Source organism: Maribellus sediminis (genome assembly GCF_011799805.1).
Taxonomy (GTDB): Bacteria; Bacteroidota; Bacteroidia; order Bacteroidales; family Prolixibacteraceae; genus Draconibacterium; species Draconibacterium sediminis_A.
On sequence record NZ_WXUB01000002.1, the window covers coordinates 1,206,668 to 1,226,456 of the forward strand.

A 19,789-nucleotide genomic window follows, 5' to 3' on the forward strand; every position below is an offset into this window, starting at 1 on the left:
TAATGAAACGAGTTTTAGTTACGGGAGGAGCTGGATTTATTGGTTCTCAATTGTGTGAAAAATTGTTGAATGATGGGCACGAAGTGGCTTGTCTCGACAATTTCTTTTCCGGAAAAAAACAAAAAGTGGTTCATCTGATGGATAATCCATATTTCGAATTGATCCGCCACGATGTGACTCACCCGTACTACATTGAAGTAGATGAGATCTATAATCTTGCCTGTCCTGCTTCACCCGTACATTATCAGTATAATCCCATTAAAACCATAAAAACTTCGGTAATGGGCGCCATTAACATGCTTGGCTTGGCTAAACGAGTTAAAGCAAAAATCCTCCAGGCTTCTACCAGTGAAGTGTATGGCGACCCGACCGTTCATCCGCAAACCGAAGACTACTGGGGAAATGTAAATCCTATAGGAATTCGCTCGTGTTACGATGAAGGGAAACGTTGCGCGGAATCGCTGTTCGTGAATTACCGTTTGCAGAACGATGTACGCATTAAGATCATTCGTATTTTTAATACTTATGGTCCGAAAATGGAACCTGACGACGGCCGTGTGGTTTCCAACTTTATTATGCAGGCATTAAAAGGTGATGACATTACCATTTTTGGAGACGGAAAACAAACCCGAAGTTTCCAGTATGTAACTGATTTAATTGAAGGGATGACACGCATGATGAATACCGGCGACGATTGTATTGGACCAATCAATATTGGTAATCCTGGTGAATTTACCATGCTTGAACTTGCCAGTGAAATCCTTGATATCACCGGATCAAAATCAAAAATCATTCATCTCCCCTTGCCTAAAGACGACCCAATTCAGAGACAGCCCGATATTTCACAGGCTCGTGAAAAGTTAGGTGGCTGGGAACCTAAAGTCCCGTTGAGGGAAGGCCTGGAAAAAACAATAGCATATTTCGACAAGCTGATTCGTGAAGAAAAAATCTGATGCTCTTGGCAACAGTATTCAAGATTAGTTTATAAAAACAAAAAGACAATTCCTGCTGAGGAATTGTCTTTTTAAAGAACTAACTTGAAATTATATTGATTTACCTTCTCCTTTGAATCTTTTCGGTTCTCGAAACTCCGCTATCGTTATAGTAATGCAAAATATAAACGTCATTTCCTTTGGCAGCTGAAGTTGCATCCAGAATTAACCGGGGAGTAATATTCGGAATATGAGTACGTGAATACACTTTAACGCCGCTCATATTAAAAACATCCACAGTTAAATCGTGGTTAATATCAGGTGGCAAAGTAATGGTGTATGTACCATCGGGCGACAGAAGGTCAGCTGGAGTGTTGGTGTCGTCGTGCCATCCAAAATCAACGGGATCAATATCTGTTAACGCAGGGATTCCCGCATTCTTAATGCCACTACTTACCTGACTATCAGCTTTTGCAGAAACAATAATCTCGTTTATTCCGGCCGACTCAACATTTACCAGTTTTAATTTTAAATACCTGGTTCTTACTGCAAGGCTGTTATTTTTCCAGGTATTTGCAGTTTCTGATTCCGATGTAAACTCATACTTCCAGTTTCCGGGTTCACCACTGTATAATTTAACACCTTCAGAAAGTAACAGATGATGAAAACTGATTTGTGAAAGTTCGTATTCACAGCCAAGATCGAGATAAATTCCAGCTGTATCCGAGTTGTCTAATACTTCCCAGGCCGGACTAACAGGATGTATCGAAAAGTCGGTATCAACCGACTGCTCATCAACCAGGTTTTCAGCCAGAAATCCCGGTTCGAATCCACCTTCGTGGCCTATCATGTCGAAATTTAGCACAATCCGGACGCCAACACCATTATCCACGTTCCGGGAAACAGCTGCCCTGTCGCGGTTGCTGCCTGTAGCATTAAATGGGTTTCCTAACAGAAAAAAAAGTCCCCATAAAAATAGCAATGAGCATGCGCTACCAGCATTTTTAAATTTGACACAATGAACCATTTTACAGAACCTTTTGACTTGTATTGAAATAGAATTTTTTTGACAGAACTAAGGTACATCTACTCCAAAACAAGGTCACCCTGCCAACGACTGAAATCGAAACAGCTAAAGGCGGAAAAATGCCTCTGAATTTCATCCTGTTCTACTTCAAAGAAAGGAAGAATAGGCTTCAGAAACACGTAGTCGGCACTAGGCATTCCGGTAATTCAAAACATAATTTATTTCCCGCTAACTTTAATGTGATTTTTTACCTTCAGATTGAGATAACTCAAGTTGATAATGAGAACCGAAGTAGAATTTGGGCCAGGCGATTTCCAATTTGTTTGGAAGGAAAAGCAAAGTTGTTTGCGATCAGGATTTTCCGTGTAACATCTGTAAAACAAGTTCTTTGGTTAATTTTCTTCCGGCCGCTTTGTTTCTGATTTCTTCGAACGAAAACTTAAAGTCGCAGCCTGTTTTCCAATTGCTGCATCCGTATGCCGTTTTCCCTTTTATGATCGTGCCGCCACATTTGGGGCATTTGGGCGATGAATTCTCTGTTTGCTTTCCTGCTGAAGTTGTAGCTTCAAATTCAACATTAAAATCGGAAGTGAGTTGCAAAATCCCTTCTACTTTTTTATCCCCCAATTGAAATCCTTTAAGTTTAGTGGTACTTCCTTTTGTGATTAAGCGCTGCACCTGCTTTTCTGTCAACTTCTTATCCATAAAAACAAAGGGCAATCTAAAATCGCAGCCGGCTTTCCACTCGCTGCAACCGTAGGCATTTTTCCCTTGCAGCACATTGCCTTTCTTGCATTTCGGACAAGTCATGCCATCATCTGAAGCCTTTTCCTTCTTCTTAGGTTTTTCAGATTTCTTCTTTGCCAGTTCGGGAGCGGCCAGTATTATAGAAGAACGATCGTTCAGCACTTCAACAACCAGATCGTACACCATCCGCTTCATTTCGTAAATAAAGGTTGCGGCACTGTATTCTCCCTGTTCAATATCGCGCAGGCGTTTCTCCCACTGCCCGGTTAACTCAGCCGATTTTAGCAATTCATTCTGAATAATATCAATAAGCTGAATACCCATTTTTGTTGGATGGATTTGCTTCTTTTGCCGCTCGATATATTTTCTGCGGAACAGGGTTTCGATTATGGCAGCACGTGTTGAAGGACGTCCAATTCCGTTGGCTTTCATCAGGTCGCGGAGTTCTTCGTCATCCACATTTTTTCCGGCCGTTTCCATGGCGCGCAACAAGGTTGCTTCAGAATAGTAGCGGGGCGGTTTTGTTTCTTTTTCGGTAAACGAAGGTTCGTGCGGTCCGTGTTCGCCTTTCACAAAAACGGGTAAGATCGTTTCGCCATCACCGTTTTTTGAATTTTCATCCTGAAACAAAACCCGCCAACCGGCTTGCAAAATTTGTTTTCCGGTGGCCGTAAATTGCACGGTTTCCACTTCGGCTGTCACCTGCGTTTTGGCTACTTTACAGTCGGGGTAAAAAGCTGCCAGAAACCGTCGGGTAATGGCATCGTACACCTTTTGTTCGTTACCTCCAAGAAGTTTTTCTTCGCCGGTTGGAATGATGGCATGGTGATCGGTTACCTTTTTATCGTTAAAAACTTTCGATGACTTGGGAATCTTTTTTTGCAAAAGCGTTTCAGTAAACTGCCCGTAGTTTTTTAAGCCTTTTAAAATTCCCGGAACTTTGGGATATAAATCGTTAGGAAGAAAAGTGGTGTCAACGCGCGGATACGTTACGGCTTTCATTTCGTAAAGGCGCTGCACAATTTTTAGCGTTTCGTCGGCAGTAAATCCAAAACGTGTATTGCAATGCACCTGTAAACTGGTGAGGTCGAATAACTTAGGCGCATATTCTTTCCCGTCCTTTTTTTCAACATCGGTGATGTAAAGATCCTTACCCGCAACCAGGTTAAACAGTTTTTCGCCATCATCCTTTTTGAAAAATTTGCCTTCGGAATTACTAAAAACGGTATCACGGTAAATGGTTTGTAACTCCCAGTAGGGCTGCGGCTGAAAGTTTTCAATCTCGTAATGCCGGTTTACAAGCATAGCAAGTGTTGGCGTTTGCACCCGCCCGATTGACAAAACCTGTTTGTATCCGCCATATTTCAGGGTAAACAATCGCGTGGCATTCATTCCCAGCAACCAGTCGCCAATTGCGCGTGAGCTTCCGGCATAATACAACTGATCGAAATCGGTAGCGGGTTTCAACTTTTTAAAACCTTCTTTAATGGCTTCGTTGGTCAGCGACGAAATCCACAGGCGTTTCACGTCACCTTTATAGCCCGCTTCTTTCAATACCCATCGCTGGATAAGCTCACCCTCCTGGCCGGCATCACCGCAGTTAATCACCTGATCGGCTTTATCGAGTAGGCTTTTAATCGTTTTGAATTGTTTGGTAACGCCACTGTCACCGGTCATAACCTTGGTTTCGAAATGCTTGGGCAACATGGGAAGTGTTTGAAGGTCCCAGCGTTTCCATTTTTCGTCGTAGTCTTCCGGCGGCCAAAGCGTACAAAAGTGGCCAAAAGTCCAGGTAACCTGGTATCCATTTCCTTCGAAATAACCATCCTTACGCGAACCTGCACCAATTACCTGTGCAATTTCTTTGGCAACACTTGGTTTCTCTGCAATACAAACAATCATAGCGCTGCAAATATACAAGTATAGCTGTGGCTTTTAAAAGCGAGTTATTAACAGGGGGGGGAGGAAAGATTGGGGGAGATTGAAAATAGATTGATGCAGATTGAAGGAGATTGTGAAATTGTAAAACTGATAAATTGTGAAATGGAGAAAGAGTGGAGTTTGTTCTAACACATTTGCCAACTAAGACGTATGACTGAAGGACTGAAGGACTGAGGGATTGAAGGGCTGAACACTACGACTGTGATTGCCAACTGCTGCTTTGCCAATTCAAGGATTGAGGGACTGAAGGATTGTGGGATTGAAAGTTCGAATGCGTTAATGCTTTAATGCGTTAATATTCTGGAAACTGAGACTGAATACTGAGACTATTTTTGCCAACTGCAACTTTGCCTATTGCCAATTGTGAGGGACTGAAGGATTGAAGGTTCTAATGTAAAATTGCTTTTATGCTAAAATGCTGTAATATTCTGTCAACTGAGACGTAAGACTGATGGTTTGATGGACTGATGGACTGAAAGATATAATTTTGAGACTTACTGAAAACTGAGACTGAATACTGAGACTATTTTTGCCAACTGCAACTTTGCCTATTGCCAATTGAAGTACTGAAGCATCGAATGCGCAAATGTTTTCATATTCTGGAAACTGTGACTGAAAACTGAGACTGCGACTGATCACGGAACTCTGAACTCTGAACTTTAAACTCAAATCAAACTTCACCACACCAAATCGCAGGCGTCAGCGGGCATCCAGTGCTTGTGCTTACCTTCCCATTTCACATTGCAGCCAATAGGATTTGTTACCGGCACCGAAATGGGTTTACCGCTTGTCAGTTCTTCGAGTGCACGAACCAGGTCGTTTACTGTTATTTTCGATGGATCGCGCGGACTATCCACTCCCCTTCCTGTGTAAACCAATTCACGATTTTCATCAAAAACATAAAAATGGGGTGTCCGTAGCGCTCCGTAAGCAAGCGCAATTTCCTGCGATTCGTCGTATAAGTATTTCCACGGAAAATTGTGTTCTTTCATACGCGCCACCATGTGCTCGAAATCATCTTCTTCGTAGGTATTTTTACTGTTCGAGTTGATGCCGACAAAATCCACTCCCAGAGGTTTAAACCGCTCAGCAGTTTTTCGCGTAACCTCATCGCTGTTAATCACATAAGGACAGTGATTACAGGTAAAAAACACCACCAAATATTTCGAGTCTTTAAAACTTTCCAGCGAATAAGTGTTACCGTCAGTTGCCGGAAGATTAAAATCGATTGCTTTTTTTCCTATTTCGAGTGTAAATGCCATGTCGTGTTTTTTGTTGTTTAAAAGTAAAAGGAATTTCGCCTTACATTTGTTTAAGTCAAACAAAAATCTTTGTCTATTTTTAGCGAAACTGAAGTTTTAGAATTCACACACAGATTGAAATGAAGCGGGAAGAAGCATTGGAAAAAATTAAAGCGCTGCAAAGCGAACTCGAAGAACATAACTACAATTATTATGTGCTGGCCCAGCCTGTAATCAGCGATTTCGATTTCGATATGAAACTGAAGGAATTGGAAAAGCTGGAAAAGGAATTTGGCATCAACGATCCGAATTCGCCAACACACCGTGTAGGTAGCGACATCAGTAGCGATTTTGAGCAGGTGGAACATAAATACATGATGCTCTCGCTTTCCAATGCTTATTCCGAAGATGAAATTCGCGATTTTGACACCCGTGTAAAAAAGATCATCGGTACCGAATGTGAATATGTTTGCGAACTGAAATACGACGGTTCGTCGATCAGCCTGACCTACGAAAATGGAGAACTGACACGAGCGGTTACCCGAGGCGACGGTGTTAAAGGCGACGACGTAACGGCCAATGTGCGCACCATTCGTTCAATTCCTTTAAAACTACGCGGAAACGATTATCCTGAAAATTTTGAGATCCGTGGCGAAATTCTGATGCCTTTCGAAGTATTCAATAACCTGAATGCAGAGCTTGAAGCAAAAGGAGAACCCTTATTGGCGAATCCGCGAAATACTGCTGCCGGAACACTCAAAATGAAGAACTCTTCCATCGTGGCTTCACGTAAACTGGATGCTTATCTGTATTACATTTTAGGCGAGAACTTTAGTATCGACGGCCACTATCAAACCTTGGAAAAGGCCCGTGAATGGGGATTTAAAATATCCGATGATTCTCAACTCTGTAAAAACCTCGATGAAGTTTTTGAGTTCATTCATAACTGGGATACCGAGCGATTTAACCTCCCGGTAGCCACCGATGGCGTGGTAATAAAAGTAAACTCAAAAAAACTACAGGAGAATCTGGGCTTCACGGCTAAATCGCCGCGCTGGGCCATCGCGTACAAGTTTAAAGCCGAAAGTGCCTCAACTATTCTTAATTCGGTGTCGTACCAGGTGGGAAGAACAGGCGCCGTTACACCGGTGGCCAATCTCGAGCCCGTGGCAATTGCCGGAACCATTGTAAAACGTGCCTCGCTTCACAATGCTGACATCATTAACAATCTTGATTTGCATGTTGGCGATACTGTTTTTGTGGAAAAAGGCGGCGAGATCATTCCCAAAATTACCGGAGTTGATGCTACTCAGCGACACCCGATGTTTGAACGCGTTGAGTTCATAAAAAACTGTCCGGAGTGTGGAACCGAACTGATTAGAAACGAAGGAGAAGCTGCCCATTATTGCCCCAACGAAGATGGTTGTCCCCCCCAAATTAAAGGTAAAATGGAACACTTTGTAAGCCGGAAAGCCATGGATATTGACGGTATTGGTCAGGAAACCATTGATCTTTTCTATAATCAAAATCTGGCGAAAAACATTTCCGAGCTTTATGAATTGACAAAAGAACAGCTTGAATCACAGGAACGCATGGCTGAGAAATCGGCCCAACGTATTCTCGATGGTCTCGAGGCTTCGAAACAGGTTCCCTTCGAACGTGTTTTGTTTGCACTGGGAATTCGCTTTGTGGGGGAAACAGTAGCAAAAACGCTTGTTAAGAAATTACACACCATTGAAAATATACAAAACCAAACTGTAGAGCAGCTAACCGAAATTGACGAAGTGGGCAGCCGAATTGCAGAAAGTGTTGTCGACTGGTTTTCAAAAGCTGAACATCTTGAATTGTTGGAAAAACTGAAAAAACAGGGACTTCAGTTTGCCATCAGCGAAGATAAACTGGCCGGACAAACTGATAAACTGGCCGGGCTGAACATTGTTATTTCGGGAACTTTCGAAAAACATTCGCGCGACCAACTGAAAGAAATGATCGAAAAAAATGGTGGCAAAAATGTAGGGTCAATCTCAAAGAAAACAAGTTATTTACTGGCAGGAGACAACATCGGGCCGAGTAAGCTCGAAAAAGTAACAAAACTCGGAATCCCGATGATCTCGGAGGACGATTTCCTTAAAATGCTGGAGTAGATAAAAAAGTAACTACATTTGCTTTTCATAATATAAGATCGATGACAGTCCTAATGAAAAACCTTTTATTTATTGTTCTTCTTGCATTCTCAGCATTAATTACGAACGCACAAAATATGCTGGATTGGTCGGAAGACTATCAACTAAAGGTTGAAGATTTTCAGGCTCAAGCACCGGACAACAGTCAACTGCAAAGTGCCTCGGGCAGTTTTTCAACATCCTACGAATTTGGCGGATTAAACCTGATCACTACCCGAAATCTCAATAAGAATGTGGTCAGCCAGTTTCAGCGCGATGCTTCGTATATTGACAAGGCAGATGAGCCTACCACAAAACGATTTCTTGCTTATCAGCAACTTATTTTCAATTTATACGAACTTCAGGCCCGAAAATTAAGGCAACAGTTTTTCGAAGAACGAAGCACCCTACTCACCAAAGGGCCGTCGGTATTGTACGAAAAGGTAACCGCTGAGCACAATAAACTGCTTACCCAGGTTCAGGACGAAACTTTCTATGGTTCAAACGCAGAAGAAATTGCCAGTTGGCACACTTGGGTATTGCAGGAATTGGAAAAGCTAAGCGATTTTTGCCAGGATTGCAAACCAACAAAAAAGAAAAAAAACAAATAAGACGGAATAACGCCAATGGGGATCAAAGAAAAATACCGCACCTGGAAACTTAAGCAGGAACTTGCTAAAATCAACCGAACTCCGGTTATTCGAAACATCGACGAAATAAAAAAGATCGGGGTGATATGGCAACCGCATCAAAAAGAAGCGGTGACTTATTTGCGGAATTATTTCAATAAAAATCACGTTGTATTTCGCACCTACTGTGTATTCGACGAGCTGAGCAACCCGGTTTCGGCAAACAATACGCTTACCACTGCCGACCTTAACTGGTGGGGCATTCCGAAACCTGAAAAAACCCAGGATTTTATGCAGGCCCACTTTGATGTGCTGCTGAATATCGCCCTGCAACAAAATTTTGTACTCGACTATATTACTTCGCTTACACAGGCCGATTTTAAAATTGGCTGGTCGCCGGATGAACAAAATCACTTCGATCTGAATATTAATATTGGCGAAAATCAGGACATGATGTTCCTGGTCAAGCAACAAATTTTCTATCTTGCGCAGCTAAATAAAAATAATAGCAAATGAGCCAGCTTTTTACTGGTGCCGGAGTAGCTTTGATTACACCGTTCACCAAAGAAAAACATGTTGATTACAAAGCACTTGAAACTGTAGTTGAAAATCAGGTAAAAGGAGGAATGGATTATCTGGTGGCTTTGGGCACAACTGCCGAAACTGCCACCCTGTCCGCCGAAGAAAAGGCCAACATTGTAGAGCTGGTTAAGGATAAATCGCAGGGACTTCCGGTTGTTGCCGGAATGGGCGGAAACGATACCCGCACGATTTTAAAACACATCGACAAATTCAATTTTAACGGAATTAGCGGAATTCTGGTGGTAACGCCGTATTACAATAAACCATCGCAGGAAGGCATGTATCACCACTACCTCGAAGTGGCCAAAGCAAGCCCGGTTCCGGTAATTTTATATAACGTACCGTCGCGAACAGGGGTTAACCTCGAAGCAACAACGGTAGCGCGACTGACTGCCGCAACCGACAACATTGTGGCCATTAAGGAAGCGTCGGGCGAACATTCGCAAATGACCAAGATCCTGAAATACACACCTGATAATTTTACCTTGATCTCGGGTGACGATCTCTTGGCGCTTACTGTTTCATCGATTGGCGGGAAAGGCGTAATCTCGGTAATTGCCAACGCACTACCTGCTAAACTCAGCAGATTGATGCACCTGGCTTTGGAAAACAATTACGAAGAAGCTCGCAAGTTGCATTATGAGTTGATTGAAATGTTCCAACTCATGTTCAAAGAAGGAAATCCTGGCGGTGTAAAAGCGCTGATGAACATCCAGGAAACAGTCGAGAACGTGTTGCGCTCACCGCTCTATAAAATCAGCGACGAGCTGTACGAAGAGATAAGAGCCACCTACAACAAACTATCGTAGTTAACGCTTTTTAACCCCAAAGCAACTATTCGATTGGTAAACATTTGTACATTTGCGTCGTTATAAAAAACGATGAGAACGTTTATTACCGCAATACTGGTGCTTCTTACTTTGGGGACATTTGCGCAGCAGGGACTGCAGCTCATGCTTCCCGAAGAAGATTCGGTTGACCTGAATACGGTGCAGCCAGCGCCATCGGTTTTGCTGAATGAAAGCGTAATTACGAATCCCGATTTCCTGATGTACCAGCTTCAGCCTGTTCCTTTAAGTATCGAACAAGGCTATATGAACCGGTACACGGTAAATTCCAGCGTTTTAAAAATGCCGGAGATCAACTACATCCCGTCGATGTCGCTTGGAATGATCTCACCATTTTATTCAAATGCGCAAATTTTTGGAGGCTCGTCTACAAAACTGAACGATAAACTTACCATTGGAGGATTCAGTTACGGAGCCAACTCCATTATGACGGCACCTCTGCCGAACCGGCAAAACGGGAATTTCGATTCGTATGGTTCTACCATGTTTATGCAGTACAAGGTTTCAAAGAACTTTAAAATTGAAACCCGTGTAAGTGTTGGGCAGCAACAGGGACCTCCCCCACCTCCGGGATTTTGAAGGATTGAAGGACGGAAGGATTGAAGGACGGAGGGATTGAAGGAGATTGATGCAGATTGATGCAGATTGAAGGAGATTGATCCGAGATAGAATGTCACAAATCCACAAGTTGAAAGATTACATAACAGATTCCTCAGTTCCCGAATTATCGGGACAGGCAATACCTCTTTCGGAATGACAAGAAAAGTTCTTCTTAAGCCGCGCTTGATCTTCACTATTTGAAGAAATAAAAAATAGCGCGGTCGAAACATACTCAATATTTGTCATCCCGACCCGTCAACTGACGGAGAGGGATCTCAAATTTCCGCGCATCGTCCATCCAGAATCCAATTATAAATTTTCGGCACTTAATCCGAAACGAAGAATTGTGCCAACTTAAGTTTGCCAATTGCCTACTTAGAGAACGAGTGATTGATGGGAGATTGAGAAAAGATTGATAGAGCTTGAAGGAGACTGAAAACTGAACTTTTCATTATCTTTAAACCCTATACTTTAAACATTAAACTTTCGAATGCTGACTGTTTACAAAGCTTCTGCCGGTTCGGGAAAAACCTTTCGTTTGGTTGTTGAATACCTCAAACTTATTCTGGAAAATCCGTTTAATTACCGGCATATACTGGCGGTTACCTTTACCAACAAGGCCACCAACGAAATGAAGAGCCGTATTCTGGAGCAACTTAATTTTATTGCCATCGGGAAAGATTCGGCCACCATTCAGCAGATTCAGAAAGAAACCGATTATTCCGAACAATTCATTCGATCGCGTGCTCAGCAGGTTCTGAAAAATATATTACACGATTACAACCGTTTTTCCATTAACACCATCGATTCCTTCACGCAAAAAGTGATTAAATCGTTTAACCGCGAGCTGGGAATTTCGCCGAATTTCACCTTGGAACTCGATACAGATATGATCCTGGAGGAAGCTGTTCAACGTCTGTTTGCGAAGATTGGTGAAGACAAGAACCTCCTGGACTGGTTACGAGAATACAGCCGCGAACGTATTGAGGAGAATTTTAGCCAGCAGCTCGATGCCGATATCAAACGGCTGGGAATCGAGCTTTTTAAAGAACGTTTCCAGGTGTTCTTCCCCGAAGACGGCGAAACCGTTTATACCCGCGAAAACCTTCAAATCTTTGTAAAAGATGTGCAGAAGGTGAAAACTTCCTTTGAGGCTACACTTAAAAACAAGGGCAATCAGGCGGTTACTGAAATGGAAAAAGCAGAACTAACACCTGCCGATTTTTCGGGTGGTGCCAGTCGCAGTGTGGGTGCATTCCTGGTGAAGCTGGCAAATGGCGATCAGCCTAATTTTACCAATACCGTAAGAAATGCAGCTGAAGATGCCGAGAAATGGGTAGCTCAATCAAAAAAATACCGCGAGGATATTGTACGTGTTGTGGAAAACAGTCTGCTGCCCGTTCTTCAGGAAATCATTACTTACTATGATCAAAATTTTGCACGATACAATACTGCCATTGCCGTATTGAAACAAATACGAACGCTTGGTATTCTTATCGATTTAAAGGAGGAAATTAAGGACCTGTTACACGAAAAAGGAATTCTGCCACTGTCGGATTCAAATCTTTTGCTGAGCAAAATTATCGGGCAAAGCGATTCACCCTTTGTGTACGAAAAAATAGGGAATTACTACCACCATTTTATGCTCGACGAGTTTCAGGATACATCGGGTTTGCAGTGGCAGAATTTCAGACCACTGGTGATTAACTCGCTCGCCGAAGGAAACGACAACCTGATTGTTGGCGATGTGAAACAGTCGATTTACCGCTGGAGGAACAGCGACTGGAACATTCTGGCCGAGAAGCTTTATACTGAATTTACAGCGGATCAGCTAAAAGACGAAACCTTGAAATTCAATTTCCGGAGCGACCGGAACATTATTGAATTCAACAACACGATCATTGAAGCTTTTGTGGCTGAATTCGAGAACCGGCTGTTCAGTGAAATTGGGGAAAGCGAATCGCATCTTCAGCGCTTTAAAACGATTTACAACGAGCACCTGCAGCAACCCGGAAATCCGGATGCGCCACAAAACGGTTTTATTCAGGCTAATTTTCTTGAGCCTGAAGATTTTGAAGAACTGACGACACAAAAGCTGGTTGAGCAGGTAAAACTGTTACAGGACCAGGGAATCAGTGCGGAAGAAATCGCTATTCTGATTCGGAAGAACAGCGAAGGAACGAAAATCATTGAAGCTTTTCTGAATGCGGCGAAACTTCCCGGGAATAAGAATTACAACCTGTCGGTACTATCGAACGAGTCGCTGTTTTTGAATGCTTCAAAAGGGGTACTTTTTATCGTTCACATGCTTGAATTCCTTGTCGATCCCGACGATAAAATAGCGAAAGCCACCTTGCTTTTTATGTGGCAAAGCTGGTTGAAGCCACAACTTCAAACAAAAGGAATTGTGTTAAATAAAGCTGAAGCTCAACAACCATCGCTTTTTGATCAACCTGAAACATGGAAATTAAGCAAAGATTTTGAAGCCGAATTTGAGCTTGAACTTGGCGAACTTCTTGAAAATATACGCTCAAAAGTTTTGCTGGCCTCACTCGATGAAGCCGTGACACAGATCGCTTCTCAAACAGGCATTTTCAGGCTGGAAGCCGAATTGCCCTTTGTTCAAACGCTGATGGACAAAGCCGGAGAATTAAAATCATCACTTTCAAACGATTTGTCGAACCTCTTGCTTTGGTGGAACGAAAAAGGCTACAAAACCTCGGTGAATGTGAATGAAGAAGTGAGTTCAATCCGCTTGCTGACGGTGCATAAATCAAAGGGCCTCGAATACAAGGCAGTATTGCTCCCCTTTTTCAACTGGAACACCGAGCCCGGTGCCAATCAAATGCCAATTCTTTGGTGTGAACCGCAGAGTTCGCCTTTTAACCAGTTCCCGCTGCTTCCAATCCAGTCTGGAAACACCATGAAAGAATCGGAGTTTGCACCGATCTACTTCGAAGAAAAAGTCAATAATTACATCGATACATTAAACCTGGTTTATGTAGCATTCACGCGTGCCAAATCAGTGCTTATCGTCAACTCGCCGCAACCAAAGCTAAAAAGAGACGGAACGGAATCTGAATCCACCAGCATGGATTATTTATTTTACAGTGCCCTGCAAAACTCCGTCATCACCGATAAATATGGAAAGGGACTGGATTCCGAAACTAAAACATTTGAGTACGGTTCATTCAAAGCTGAGCCGAAAAAAGCAGATGAAAACCAGACCTTGTTAATTGGCAAATATGCCTTCAACGATTTTTCGGAACGCATAAAGCTGCGCCTGAGTGGCGAAGACTTTTTGTTGGAAAGCGACAAACAACATTCGGAAAAGAATATCGGGAAAATTATTCATGAAATACTGTCGGCAATTGAAACATCGGAAGATGTTGCCCCGGCGTGTTTGCAGGCATTAAAAGCAGGAAAAATAAACGACGAAGAATACCGAACCATTGAACAATCCATAAGTAAAAATCTTCAACTAGATACCGTTAAATCGTGGTTCGACGGCTCTTTTGAGGTGTTGAACGAGCACGATTTGTTGAGTAATTCAACGCTTCTTCGCCCCGACCGAATTATGATCTCGGGTGATTCAGCGGTTGTGGTGGATTACAAAACGGGTGAAAAAATCCCGACAAAATACAACCGGCAAATCGAGCGCTATGCCCAAACCCTGAAAGATACCGGGTTAAAAAATGTAAGTGGTTATTTGTGGTATTTAAGCTCCAACGAAGTAGAAAAAGTGTGTGAGCTTTAGAAACCGTTTGGGACGTTGATAAAGGATTCCATCCGGCAAATGACGGATGGAATCCTTTATCATTTTTTTAGTTGCTTTCGATCACCTGACCGTGTTCGCGGTAGAGATCAACTTTTCCGTCGAGTAAAACGGCGATTACCGTCACTTCCGGATCGAGCACTTTCTCGGGCACATCGATGTACACAATTCCGGGAACAGCACTCCAGTATTGTTTCATTTTAACGTCCCAGTTCAATTTTGTACCGTTACCAACCACCCACATGCGGTTGATCTTGTTCTTGATTCCCTTCAACATCAGTGGCCCGTTGGGTTTGTGCGGAACATACAAATACAGGATATCTCCCTTTTGATTCAAAGCTGTTGGTCCATAGAAATGCTCGTATGGAATTCCCGCGCGGGTTCCGTAAATCGCCTCGGCATGTTTATTGGTCCAGCGGCCAAGTTCTTTCAAAATAGTCACCTGTTCTTCAGGAATTGTTCCATCCGATTTCGGACCGATATCGAGCAACAGGTTTCCGCCTTTATTAATCGTTTCCACTAAAATGCGGATGATCTGGTTCGGTGTTTTGTAATTGTGATCGTTGTGTTGGTAACCCCAGCTATCGTTTGTGGTCATACACAGCTCCCAGTAGCGGCTGTCGGGACGAGTAACGGGAAGTCCCTGTTCAGGTGTGGCGTAATCGCCATAGCCCTGAATACGGCTGTTCAGAATAACATTTTTATTCCATTTTCGCAGGTCCTCACTCAGTTCTTTGGCTTTCCATTTTTTTGCCGATTGCTCCCAGTCGCCATCAAACCAATACAGGTCGGGCTTGAATTGTTTCGATAATTCTTCCAACTGGCAAAAGTTAAAATCCACAAAGCGATTCCATTTTACTGAATCCTCCTTGTAGCGTTTTATCTCTCGTGTTTTGTTCGGATAATCAGGGTGCGACCAATCTAAAAGCGAATAATACAAACCCACTTTTACATCGTTTTTACGCAGTTCTTTTACAAAGGGAGCTACCAGATCTTTACCGGCAGGTGTCTTTTTCACAACGCTTAAATCGCCGCAATGCGTATCCCAAAGCGCAACACCATCGTGGTGTTTGGTGGTAAGCACCGAATATTTGGCACCACTTTCGGCAATCAGTTTTGCCCAGGCTGCCGGATCGTACTTACTGGCAGTAAAACCATTTAATTGTTTCATGTAATCGTCGTACGAAATATAATCGTTAAAAAACGACCAACTTTCGTCGATTCCATTTACCGAATAAATGCCCCAATGAATAAATATGCCCAACTTGGCATCTTCAAACCATTGCATACGTTTTTCCTTCTCGGCTTCAGTTTCCTGAGCAAAAACCAGATTGGTAAGTAAAATACCGGCTAGTAAAAAGATAATTTTTCGCATAGAATTGTAAATAAGTTCTGTTTTCTATGCAAACTTTGTAAAAAATTTTAAAACAACAATAACTATTCGAATGAATAGTGCTTTTTTATGGCAGATTGAATGTCCCAGACACACTCGAGGCCTTTGGGAAAAGTCACAAAATCGCCTGCCTTAATTGTGATCGATTCGAATTCAGTAGTAATCGTAACTTCACCTTCCAGAATATAGCACAACTCTGTCTGACCGTAATACCAATCAAATTTCTCTTCATCCCTCTCCCAAATTGGCCAGTCAAATACGCCTTCTTCTTCCAGTTCTTCCTGGGTGTATTGTGTGACTTCAATTTTCATTTCTTCTGAATTGCTTATTTTTAAATTTTACCTTTAGTCGTTTTAAAAAGTAATGGATTAACTCGTAATGAACAATTATTTGTTATTCACTCTTTATTAATCCGAAAACAAATTTAAAGATTAATTATAATTTTATTGTTATTTACCATCGGATTTATAGCATCACTGTATATTCGCACAAACAATGAATAATTCAAAATAAATGAAAGCACTAAAAACACTATTAATCAGCATATTAACTATTCTATTTATTTCGCATTCCCAAGCAAAACAAACAACAGATACCATACAAGAAAGCGACACTTTCTCCTTCGTCTTTGTTACTGACATTCATTTAACCGAAGAATATAATGCCGTTGAAGGGTTTTCTCAGGCAATCGACAGCATCAACAAACTGGCGCCCGATTTTGTTTTAACCGGCGGTGATAATATAATGGATGCAATTGCCCAAACATATGAAAAAAGCGACAGTGCATTTCACCTCTTCAGCTCAACCATAGAAAAACTTACTATGCCGTTGTACTCGACAATAGGCAACCACGATGTTTTCGGTCTGTACAAAAAAAGCGGAGTTGATCCGAATCATCCGGAATACGGGAAAAAATTTTATGAAAAACGGATTGCTAAAAGGTATTACTCATTCGATCATAAAAACTGGCACTTTGTTGTTCTCGACGGAATCGGATTCACCGACGACCGTCACTATTATGGTCATGTCGACGTTGAGCAGCTCAAGTGGTTGAAAAATGATCTCGAAAGGAATGGAAAAGAAAAACCGGTGGTCGTTTCCATTCATATTCCATTGCTAAGTATCGGTTCTCAAATTATGGAAAGCCCCACACAAGGCATGTTGGAAAACACGATCGTTACCAACGCCCACGATGTTATCAAAATCCTGGAACAATACAATACAAAGCTGGTATTGCAAGGACATCTTCACTTTTTGGAGGACATTGAATACAATGGTATTCATTACATTACCGGAGGAGCAATTTCAGCACAGTGGTGGACCGGGCCTAATTTTGGCATGGAAGAAGGTTTTGTGAAGATCGATGTTTCAGGCGACCAATTTAGCTGGGAATATGTTGATTACGGCTGGGTAGTGGCTAAGTAAAGAATAAGGGTTATTTCTTAGCTGTACACGGTCAGCACTATCCGACGGCTACCCCCATAATCGCGAAACTCACAAAAATAAATCCCCTGCCAGGTTCCCAAATTTAAACGGTGATTGGTAATAGGAATAGTTACTTCTGCACCAATTACCGAAGATTTTAAATGTGCAGGCATATCGTCGCTCCCTTCATAAGTATGAATATAAACCGGATCATCTTCAGGGATCATTTTATTAATAAAATTCTCGAAGTCGGTCCGCACTGTTGGATCGGCATTTTCGTTGATGGTAATTCCCGCCGAAGTGTGCTTCACCAGAATGTGCAACAGGCCTTGTTCGGGCAGCTCCGGTAGTTCATCTTCTATCATCCGGGTAATTAAATGGTAACCTCTTCGAAACCGTGGAAGTGTAATCTCTTTTTGCCTGATCATTACTAAAACTTTTGGCCTAAAAATAATAACTTTAATGAACGGAAGAAAGCCCAAAAATGCTTCCAAATAAGTTTGCACCCAAGTATCCTCTGTTTACCTAGAAAATAGTTTCGTTCGTCTTATTAATTTGAAAGTTGTTCCGATTTAGAAGTAATTTTAAAACCATTAAAGCCATAAAAAGAAAACAAGATGTTAATTTTAATTATTACAATTACAGCTGCAGTGATTACCCGCCTGTATATGTACAACAGAGCGGAACATTGCCTGCACACAAAAAATCTGAACGTAGAATCGCAGAAGTAAAAACGCAACATTATTCTTGCTGAATGAAATTTCTAGGTAATATTATCTGGCTGGTTTTTGGTGGTTTCGCCATTTTTCTGGAATACATGCTGGCCGGCCTGGCACTTTGTGTTACAATGGTAGGTATTCCGTTTGGTATTCAATCGTTCAAACTTGGTGTATTGGCCCTTTGGCCCTTTGGTCAGAAAATTGAATACATGGATTATGCTCCGGGCTGTTTATCAACCATCATGAATATTCTTTGGTTTTTTATTGGCGGTATCTGGATCATGCTGACCCACGTTTTGTTTGGATTGCTGCTGGGAATCACCATCATCGGAATTCCGTGGGCGCGACAACACTTTAAAATGGCTTCACTGGCTTTGACTCCGTTTGGAAGAAGACTCGTGTGAGAATTGAAGGACTGAAGGTTTGATGGAGTGTCAAATTGAAGGAGTGAACAATCGAATGCGTAAATGCTTTAATGCCAGAATGCTTAAATCGCTTCTGATTATTGAGGCTTAACTCAGAGACTGTGTTTGCCTACTGCAACTTTGCCTACTGCCAACTGAAGGAATGAAGGATTGAGGGATTGAATGCTGAAATGCCTGAATGCTATTATACTTAAATATTCTTGAATCTGCGACTGCGACTGAATACTGCGACTGTTCTCTGAACCCTGAACTTTAAACTCTGAACTTACTTAATAACTGTTCCTTTAGCTCCCCACCAATAAAATGCTTCCATACTTAAGCGGCCTTTTTTAACTGCCGGATCTTCTGCTTCCAGTTTGAGTGCCTCATCCACGGTTTCCACGTCGAAGATCAGCAAGCCACGATGATCGCCACCGCCATCAAATGGCCCGGCAACAATTAGTTTACCCGATTCGGCCAGTGTATTCAAATGCGCCAAATGTTGTTCCTGTATTTTAGCTGCTTCAACAGAATCCTGACTTCGGGTTTCTCCCTTGTTGAGCAACATAAAAACATAACGTTTCATGGTGTAAGTAGTGTCCCCCTCGGTGTAGGAAAATTCGCGCTGATCCTGAGCATTCACAATTCCGGTTACAACCAGCAAAAGGAACATTAAGAATATGTACTTCATACTTTATCGATTAATGTTGATTTTTTAACTGGTCTTTAAAGATCTTTCTGAACTTTTCGAGTTTCGGCGTTATAATGAACTGACAGTAGCCCTGCGATTTGTTCCTGTTGTAGTAGTTCAGGTGATAATCTTCGGCCACATAAAAAGTATCAAACGGAGCCACCTCGGTTACAATTGGTTTATCGTAAACTTGCTCATCTTTGAAAAGTATGATCACTTTTTCAGCAACTTCCTTTTGCTTTTCGTTGTGATAAAAAATGACGGAACGGTATTGTGTTCCCACATCATTTCCCTGGCGATTTAAGGTTGTCGGGTCGTGTGTCATAAAAAACACCTCCAGAATTTCGCTGTAACTCACCACTTCCGGATCGAAAGTGATTTGCACTACCTCAGCATGCCCCGTTGTTCCCGTACAAACTTCTTTGTAACTCGGATTCTTTACATCCCCGCCACTGTATCCGGGTTTTACATCAACCACTCCTTTTAGCTCGAGGTAAACCGCTTCTGTACACCAAAAACACCCACCACCCAATGTGGCCTTTTCCAGATTCTTTGCCATGCCTGTCAATGAAATAAAAATAAATAAGAATAGAGCTATCGCTTTCATGATTCTCCTTTATTGAAAATAACAAAACATGGGTCTGGATGTTTTGTGGCCGGGGATAATTAGTAC

17 protein-coding genes are annotated in these 19,789 nt (G+C 42.2%); 9 read left to right on the top strand and 8 right to left on the bottom strand.

Annotated elements, in window-relative coordinates; all coding sequences use genetic code 11:
• Window positions 1-2 precede the first annotated feature (2 nt).
• The gene (locus tag HFD85_RS11320; RefSeq protein WP_167609236.1) at window positions 3-953 is read left to right on the top strand and encodes a UDP-glucuronic acid decarboxylase family protein; all 951 of its coding nucleotides are present in this window, start codon (window positions 3-5) and stop codon (window positions 951-953) included.
• A 100-nt stretch (window positions 954-1,053) separates the two neighbouring features.
• Here the strand turns inward: HFD85_RS11320 and HFD85_RS11325 are convergent, their stop codons facing one another.
• The 3 genes from HFD85_RS11325 to HFD85_RS11335 form a co-directional block, all read right to left on the bottom strand.
• A complete protein-coding gene (locus HFD85_RS11325; RefSeq protein ID WP_167609239.1) occupies window positions 1,054-1,959 on the bottom strand; it encodes a hypothetical protein in 906 nt (301 codons plus the stop codon).
• Window positions 1,960-2,310: 351 nt separating this feature from the next.
• Window positions 2,311-4,608, bottom strand: coding sequence for a type IA DNA topoisomerase (locus HFD85_RS11330; RefSeq protein ID WP_167609242.1), 2,298 nt, complete (start codon window positions 4,606-4,608; stop codon window positions 2,311-2,313).
• A 716-nt stretch (window positions 4,609-5,324) separates the two neighbouring features.
• Window positions 5,325-5,909, bottom strand: a complete 585-nt coding sequence (locus HFD85_RS11335) for a thioredoxin family protein (protein WP_167609244.1) — start codon at window positions 5,907-5,909, stop codon at window positions 5,325-5,327.
• A 119-nt stretch (window positions 5,910-6,028) separates the two neighbouring features.
• On the opposite strand from HFD85_RS11335, the gene ligA reads away from it, so the two are divergent.
• The 6 genes from ligA to HFD85_RS11365 all read left to right on the top strand — a co-directional run bounded on the left by ligA (window position 6,029) and on the right by HFD85_RS11365 (window position 14,466).
• The gene (gene ligA, locus HFD85_RS11340; protein WP_167609247.1) at window positions 6,029-8,032 is read left to right on the top strand and encodes an NAD-dependent DNA ligase LigA; all 2,004 of its coding nucleotides are present in this window, start codon (window positions 6,029-6,031) and stop codon (window positions 8,030-8,032) included.
• A 53-nt stretch (window positions 8,033-8,085) separates the two neighbouring features.
• Window positions 8,086-8,661, top strand: coding sequence for a hypothetical protein (locus HFD85_RS11345; RefSeq protein ID WP_167609250.1), 576 nt, complete (start codon window positions 8,086-8,088; stop codon window positions 8,659-8,661).
• A 15-nt stretch (window positions 8,662-8,676) separates the two neighbouring features.
• Window positions 8,677-9,195, top strand: coding sequence for a DUF6913 domain-containing protein (locus tag HFD85_RS11350; protein ID WP_167609253.1), 519 nt, complete (start codon window positions 8,677-8,679; stop codon window positions 9,193-9,195).
• A complete protein-coding gene (dapA, locus tag HFD85_RS11355) occupies window positions 9,192-10,070 on the top strand; it encodes a 4-hydroxy-tetrahydrodipicolinate synthase (protein WP_167609256.1) in 879 nt (292 codons plus the stop codon). The genes HFD85_RS11350 and dapA overlap by 4 nt, the downstream gene beginning before the upstream one ends.
• A gap of 72 nt (window positions 10,071-10,142) precedes the next feature.
• A complete protein-coding gene (locus HFD85_RS11360; RefSeq protein ID WP_167609259.1) occupies window positions 10,143-10,688 on the top strand; it encodes a hypothetical protein in 546 nt (181 codons plus the stop codon).
• Between the two features lie 511 nt (window positions 10,689-11,199).
• A complete protein-coding gene (locus HFD85_RS11365; protein ID WP_167609262.1) occupies window positions 11,200-14,466 on the top strand; it encodes a UvrD-helicase domain-containing protein in 3,267 nt (1,088 codons plus the stop codon).
• Between the two features lie 67 nt (window positions 14,467-14,533).
• Here HFD85_RS11365 and HFD85_RS11370 read toward each other — a convergent pair whose 3' ends face one another.
• Window positions 14,534-15,859: an alpha-L-fucosidase gene (locus HFD85_RS11370; RefSeq protein ID WP_167609265.1), complete on the bottom strand. Its 1,326-nt coding sequence runs from the start codon at window positions 15,857-15,859 to the stop codon at window positions 14,534-14,536.
• 62 nt (window positions 15,860-15,921) lie between these two features.
• Window positions 15,922-16,188 (bottom strand): cupin domain-containing protein, encoded by a 267-nt coding sequence (locus HFD85_RS11375; protein WP_167609267.1) that lies wholly within the window; start codon window positions 16,186-16,188, stop codon window positions 15,922-15,924.
• 202 nt (window positions 16,189-16,390) lie between these two features.
• Between HFD85_RS11375 and HFD85_RS11380 the strand changes: the two genes are divergently transcribed.
• On the top strand, window positions 16,391-17,302 hold the full coding sequence (locus HFD85_RS11380) for a metallophosphoesterase family protein (RefSeq protein WP_167609269.1): 912 nt from the start codon (window positions 16,391-16,393) through the stop codon (window positions 17,300-17,302).
• A gap of 17 nt (window positions 17,303-17,319) precedes the next feature.
• Here HFD85_RS11380 and HFD85_RS11385 read toward each other — a convergent pair whose 3' ends face one another.
• On the bottom strand, window positions 17,320-17,730 hold the full coding sequence (locus HFD85_RS11385) for a secondary thiamine-phosphate synthase enzyme YjbQ (RefSeq protein WP_167609272.1): 411 nt from the start codon (window positions 17,728-17,730) through the stop codon (window positions 17,320-17,322).
• A 326-nt stretch (window positions 17,731-18,056) separates the two neighbouring features.
• Here HFD85_RS11385 and HFD85_RS11390 point away from each other — a divergent pair, with 326 nt between their 5' ends.
• On the top strand, window positions 18,057-18,425 hold the full coding sequence (locus HFD85_RS11390; protein ID WP_167609275.1) for a YccF domain-containing protein: 369 nt from the start codon (window positions 18,057-18,059) through the stop codon (window positions 18,423-18,425).
• Window positions 18,426-18,711: 286 nt separating this feature from the next.
• Here the strand turns inward: HFD85_RS11390 and HFD85_RS11395 are convergent, their stop codons facing one another.
• Window positions 18,712-19,116, bottom strand: coding sequence for a YciI family protein (locus HFD85_RS11395; protein ID WP_167609278.1), 405 nt, complete (start codon window positions 19,114-19,116; stop codon window positions 18,712-18,714).
• Window positions 19,117-19,126: 10 nt separating this feature from the next.
• Window positions 19,127-19,723 (bottom strand): peptide-methionine (S)-S-oxide reductase MsrA, encoded by a 597-nt coding sequence (gene msrA / locus HFD85_RS11400; protein ID WP_167609281.1) that lies wholly within the window; start codon window positions 19,721-19,723, stop codon window positions 19,127-19,129.
• Between the last annotated feature and the right edge of the window lie 66 nt (window positions 19,724-19,789).